The 5,669-nt window shown below is 42.7% G+C and carries 5 protein-coding genes and 1 tRNA gene; 2 read left to right on the top strand and 4 right to left on the bottom strand.

Annotated features, from left to right (window positions below; translation table 11 throughout):
• Both WBJ10_RS06675 and WBJ10_RS06670 read right to left on the bottom strand, forming a co-directional pair.
• A partial coding sequence (locus WBJ10_RS06675) for an Arm DNA-binding domain-containing protein (RefSeq protein WP_424288742.1) occupies positions 1 to 407 on the bottom strand: 407 nt, incomplete at its 3' end.
• 189 nt (positions 408 to 596) lie between these two features.
• Positions 597 to 686: transfer RNA gene (locus tag WBJ10_RS06670), tRNA-Ser, on the bottom strand.
• Between the two features lie 627 nt (positions 687 to 1,313).
• Between WBJ10_RS06670 and WBJ10_RS06665 the strand changes: the two genes are divergently transcribed.
• Together WBJ10_RS06665 and WBJ10_RS06660 are read left to right on the top strand one after the other, a co-directional pair.
• A complete protein-coding gene (locus tag WBJ10_RS06665) occupies positions 1,314 to 2,285 on the top strand; it encodes a polyprenyl synthetase family protein (protein ID WP_424288741.1) in 972 nt (323 codons plus the stop codon).
• Positions 2,285 to 3,334 carry a TerC family protein gene (locus WBJ10_RS06660; protein ID WP_424288740.1) on the top strand — a complete coding sequence of 350 codons (1,050 nt, stop codon included), beginning with the start codon at positions 2,285 to 2,287 and terminating at the stop codon, positions 3,332 to 3,334. The genes WBJ10_RS06665 and WBJ10_RS06660 overlap by 1 nt, the downstream gene beginning before the upstream one ends.
• A 14-nt stretch (positions 3,335 to 3,348) precedes the next feature.
• On the opposite strand, the gene WBJ10_RS06655 is transcribed toward WBJ10_RS06660, so the two are convergent.
• Together WBJ10_RS06655 and WBJ10_RS06650 are read right to left on the bottom strand one after the other, a co-directional pair.
• Positions 3,349 to 4,404: a hypothetical protein gene (locus WBJ10_RS06655; protein ID WP_424288739.1), complete on the bottom strand. Its 1,056-nt coding sequence runs from the start codon at positions 4,402 to 4,404 to the stop codon at positions 3,349 to 3,351.
• A 688-nt stretch (positions 4,405 to 5,092) separates the two neighbouring features.
• Positions 5,093 to 5,669, bottom strand: a 577-nt coding sequence (locus WBJ10_RS06650) for an SIMPL domain-containing protein (RefSeq protein WP_424288738.1), incomplete at its 5' end; no start/stop codon positions are given.

The following is a 5,669-nucleotide window of genomic DNA, read 5'->3' as shown; positions in this document are numbered from 1 at the left end:
TGTAATGTTCCAGGGGCATACTCTTTCCCCACAAGGGCGGCGACGCGCCTGTTATGTTCTTTAAAGATGGGAACAAGTTTTTTTATTTCAGCCGTATCTGATTTTCCTAAGACTTTATCTTTTAAGTATTGTACAGTAACGGGTTGTCTATCTTCAATAAGCTGGCGGTGGGCATCGTATACCTGTTGTTCCAAAGTTTTAAGGTATTGGTTAAAGGCACGGGCTTCCTCGTGAGTTCCGGCCATTTTCTGAGCGGATGCATTCCAGCGGGATGGATTAATGTACCGTTTGGTAGTAAATTCCAACCGGTCTCCCTCAATGGTTATACGCAGGTAAATAGGAGCGGTACCATTGACTAAAATCTTAGCTTTTTTGAGTGCGAAGAGTAAATTAAATGTGCTGATCATAACGCTGATAATTAAATAGTTACAAGGGTTTTCAGGGGTTTGGCGAGACCTAAATTTAAGAATGGCAACTAGGTCTCGCAATAGACCCCGATCAGACTGGTTTATTATAGTATAATTTGGTATGCCTAAAAACAAAAAACGCCTTAAATCAGTGATTTAGGGCGTTTTTGATCTTCTTTGGTAACTATCTGGCGGAGAGGGTGGGATTCGAACCCACGGTACCATTGCTAGTACACGAACTTTCCAAGCTCGCTCGTTCGGCCACTCTGACACCTCTCCGTGAATAGCCTTTAGAGGTGCAAAAGTATTAAAAAATCGGTAATAGAGGCATACGATGCGGAAAATATATGGGAAGGAAATAATTTCACGTTAACCCTTTGAAATTCAATTAAATAATGTATATTTAATATAGAATTAACAAATTCTATTGTTGTAAAGTTAAATGGTGGGGGATGGAGATTTATTTCCCCGGTTTGGGGTATAAAATCCCGGTTTTGGGATGTTGGAGACTGCAAATAAGTCTCTGAAGGGTTAATTTGGCTGTGGTCGGTTATTTGCCTTAAAGAAAATACATTATAAATATTTTAATTCTCTCACCCATGAAAAAACTTAACTACGACCTTTTAGTCGCAATCATCCCATTGGCTTTTATTGTAGCAGCGGTATACATGCTTATAGTGCAGCAGTTTTAAAAGCATTAAACGCCGAATGGTGCCATACTGAGCGATCTCAAATCAATTTGATTCTAAAAAAGCCCTTTGCCCATTCGGCGCTTAACCGCGCTTTCTGTAATTGTATTTTTGGCGCTTGATACATTCGGGTGCCCCCGCAAAATACGTACTTGAAAAACGCGGCATTTTCGATATGTTTGCATGAGTAAATTCATACTCACAGCTCGGAAAATTAATGCTCAGTCTCGACGAGATCAAAAAACCTATCGCCGCAGAACTTGATACTTTTGAAGGGAAGTTCAAAGCCTCTATGCAGAGCTCTGTTCCTCTTTTGGATCGTATTACGCATTATATTGTCAAACGGAAGGGCAAGCAAATCCGCCCGATGTTTGTATTCTTCTCTGCAAGCCTTTGCGGAGGTATTACTGAAGCCACACACAGGGGAGCAGCACTTGTAGAGCTTCTACATACAGCGACATTAGTGCATGACGACGTGGTCGATAATTCCTATGAACGTCGTGGTTTCTTTTCGATCAATGCTTTGTGGAAGAATAAAATTGCAGTTTTGGTTGGAGATTTTCTTCTTTCTAAAGGACTTTTATTGTCTATCAATAATGGTGATTTCGACTTACTGAAAATTGTATCAGAAGCGGTAAAGCAGATGAGTGAGGGTGAATTGCTGCAGATTGAGAAGGCGCGGCGACTGGATATTGATGAAAAGATCTATTATGAAGTCATTCGTCAGAAAACTGCCTCACTGATTGCCTCATGTTGTGCCTGCGGAGCGGCTTCTGCAGGAGCAGATGCAGCAACTGTAGAGAAAATGCGCCTTTTCGGAGAGAAAGTTGGAATTGCTTTTCAGATAAAAGATGACCTCTTTGATTTCGGTACGGATGCTATCGGGAAACCACTGGGGATCGATATCAAAGAGAAGAAAATCACATTGCCATTAATCTATGCCTTAAATAAGACCAGCCGTTCAGAGAAACGGAGGATTATTAACCTGGTTAAAAATCATAATGAGGAAGCCGACAAAATTTCTGAGATTATAGAATTTGTACGCAGCAGCGGTGGTATGGATTATGCGACACAACAGATGGAAGTTTACCAGGCGGAAGCTTTCAATATATTAAATGAATTACCTGCACACAGCTCACGCGACGCGTTGGAGCAACTCGTGCGCTATACCACCGAACGTAAAAAATAATGTCTAACGAGTATATAGTTTTCGGCAGTTTCCTGCTTTTCATCATACTGATGCTGGCCATCGATTTGGGGATCTTCAATAAAGCTGATAAAAAGGTTAGTATGAAGGAAGCGGCAATAATGAGCTCCATCTGGGTGAGTTTTGCTATAGGATTTTATTTCTTGCTACTTAACAAAGGAGAGATCCTGCATGACATTACTAATTTTGCAGAATTGCAGGAAGTCACTGTTAAACATCTTCATAACATCACCCTCATCCCTGGCAATTACACCGAAAGCCTTGCCCTTTACAAGCAGAATCTGGCTCTGGAATTTATTACCGGATATGTTATAGAATATGCGCTTTCTGTTGATAATATATTCGTGATGGTACTTATTTTCTCAGCCTTTGGAGTGAATGAGAAATATTACCACAGGGTTTTATTCTGGGGAATTATAGGAGCCGTCATTATGCGATTCCTGTTCATATTCCTCGGCTCGACTTTAATCAGCGAATTTGAATGGATACTATACGTGTTCGGAGCATTCCTGGTTTATACCGGAATAATGATGTTCATCAACCGGAGTGAGGATGAGAGTATTGATACAGAAAACCATAAAGTCGTACGTTTCGCGTCCAAATATTTTTCCGTCTACCCTGAATATGCAGGCAATCGATTCTTTATCACTATAGATGGCAAACGGATGATAACTCCATTGTTTATCGTACTTTTAATTGTAGAATTTACAGACCTTATTTTCGCAGTAGATTCAATACCTGCGATCTTTGCAGTTACTAAAGACCCTTACATCGTATTTTTCTCCAATATTTTTGCCATCCTGGGATTGAGATCGATGTTCTTCCTGCTGGTTAATGTGATCCACAAATTCCATTATCTTAAGACCGGGCTTTCCGTCCTGCTTATATTTATCGGAGTAAAAATGCTGGCCCATCACTGGCTAAGCGATTGGGGTTTCAAGACAAGCCATTCACTGTATATCATACTGTTTATATTGACGGCCAGTATAGTGGCGTCGCTGGCTTTTCCGAAGAAGGAGAAGGGGATCTGAGGTCTGAGCCCTGTTTATAAACCTCTCTTCCCCACAACCTGCCCCAGACATTCAAAAACCAGTTCACCCATCGTATTACAACTCTTAAATACCGGATTTTTATAATGATCCGCTAGTTCTGTACGAAGCTGGTGTATTTTCTCCGGGTGCGAGATGGTATCAATATTCATGATCTTAAAGAGATCTTCCAGCCTGTAGTATCCTGAACGGAAGCGATTGGCAATAAGCGTTCGTTCCTCTTCCTGGTACTGGCGCATCGTAGTTTCATCCATATGCTTCATGCCCAGCTGAACCAGGCTGACATTCTCTTTAAAATAATGCGGTAGATACATCTTCAACCGCCCTTCGTAGGATTGCTGATCAAAATCAATAGCTCTCAATCGGTATTGATTCCCCTCGATATCCGGAGTAATATCGACGACAAAATTATACGATCGCATATCCCCTAAGAGGCGCACAACACATCTTTCATTAAACTTGACGAACTCTTTGCAGATCCGGATCTGGTTAAATTTGGACGTTTCCAAGCGGCGGTTAATAAATTCATCACCAGGCAATCCGGGGATGTGTTCCTCAATCAGCGTGTTTCCGTCCGTCATGTAGATAATGCGGTTAGGGGAGAGGATATGCTCCAGCTCGAGTCCGTAAACCCGTGAAGCATCCGCAATTTTTATATAAAAGTGGTCGTAGTTATCGTTAAGGCGATTAATAATTCTAACCCTAAACGGCCGGGTATTCGCGAAAGTGCAGTAATCAATACGGGCCACTGAAAGGTGTTCCATCACAGCCGTATCCCCGTCAGTATTCATCAGGGCATAAATGGAAGTCAGATTCGGAAAGAGTTCTTTCATCTCACTCTCATCATAATACACCGTATGCCAGAGGGTGTCCCGCCCTTCTTTATCCCGTAAAGGTGTGGATAAGTTAAAGCGAAGCAAATCGGAATACTGCACGGGCAGCTTTACCTCCCGGTCGTACTTCAAAAGATACTCTCTGAGCTCCGCGCGGATGGGGAAAGGGGTTTTTTTCTTTGAGGGTACGTCGTTGCGGGGTTCGAGGAGGCGGTCCATAAAGGTGAAAGGTGAAAGGTGAAAGGTGAAAACTTTAATTAGCTCTACAAGATAGGGGATAATAATTTAAGATGATCTTAGGAGGTACCTCGCTGCGCTTCGGGATGACGGGCGGGTATGTTTATTTGAAGGGCCTTAGAGTTGCTTAGGATGGTGAGCGGCTAAGCTGTTTGGAGGTCCCTCGCTGCGTTTGAGGTTTCTCCCTGCGGTCGAAATGACGTGATGGTAATAAATGAGAGGGGAGATTTCTCCTCGCGGAACGTGGCAGGTATATGATCTAAAGGTAGAACGCTCGTCGAAATATGCTCACATTCAAACAGAAGCTGGAACGATAAAGGTGGGCTATTTCGACGAGCGAATAGCGTTTTTATTATAAACGAGCCTTTTACCGCGAGGAGAAATCTCCCCATCCTCCTAAACGAGCCCCGTCATCCCGAAGCGCAGCGAGGGACCTCAATTGAACTTTAATTAGCCAACGTTTCATCCAGCGCAGCGAGGGACCTCAATTGCACTTTAACCAGCCAACGTACATCCAGGGCAGCGAGGGACCTAATTGGTCAACCCATAATAATAAAAAAGCCTCTCCAATTGGAAAGGCTCTTTCGTCGTATGCATCCCGAGTACAGTCAGGGACCTCCTGCTGCGTCATTTCGACTGAAGGGAGAAACCTCAAGTGCAGCGAGGGGACCTACTTTATCTCAAACACCGCCCTCATCTGATACGTCAGCTTAATTTTCTTAAAATCAATATCCGGCATGGGTGCTGCGTCAGCAGATTCAGTTTTCATCATTGTATTGGCACGATAGATTGGCTGCGGGTAATATTCATTGTTGATTTCCTGTATCTCGAGCGGGCTTCCGAGGGTACCACCGATAGAAGTGATCAGGTAATTCGCTTTCTCTTTCGCGGCTTGTAATGCTTTGATCTTAAGGTCTTTTTTCAGGCTCTCGATTTTAGAGTAGTCGTAGTTTTCGATATTGCTGTATTCAATACCTTTGGGATCAACCGCACTCATAATTTGGTTGAACTTGGTTAAGTCCGTCATTTTGATGCGGTATTGTTTGCGCGCTAAAAACTCAGGGCTTTTTTTCTTCTCCCACCAAGTTGTGTAACTTGATATGTTATTTATCGTGAAATCCTCCTGCGGGATACCAGCCGCTAATACAGCTTTTTGCAATTGTGCTTCTAAATCTTCAATTTCGACTTTCTTCTTATTGGCTGAATCCCTGAAATATTCTTTCAGCGACAGACTAACATAAATGATG

Origin of the sequence: Daejeonella sp., from assembly GCF_049655485.1 — a bacterium.
Taxonomy (GTDB): domain Bacteria; phylum Bacteroidota; class Bacteroidia; order Sphingobacteriales; family Sphingobacteriaceae; genus Daejeonella.
This window is presented reverse-complemented; position numbering and strand designations above follow the sequence as displayed.

Coding starts and splice junctions, on each gene's coding strand:
- WBJ10_RS06665 (WP_424288741.1), top strand. CDS start 1,314: ATGCTCAGTCTCGACGAGATCAAAAAACCTATCGCCGCAGAACTTGAT.
- WBJ10_RS06660 (WP_424288740.1), top strand. CDS start 2,285: ATGTCTAACGAGTATATAGTTTTCGGCAGTTTCCTGCTTTTCATCATA.
- WBJ10_RS06655 (WP_424288739.1), bottom strand. CDS start 4,404: ATGGACCGCCTCCTCGAACCCCGCAACGACGTACCCTCAAAGAAAAAA.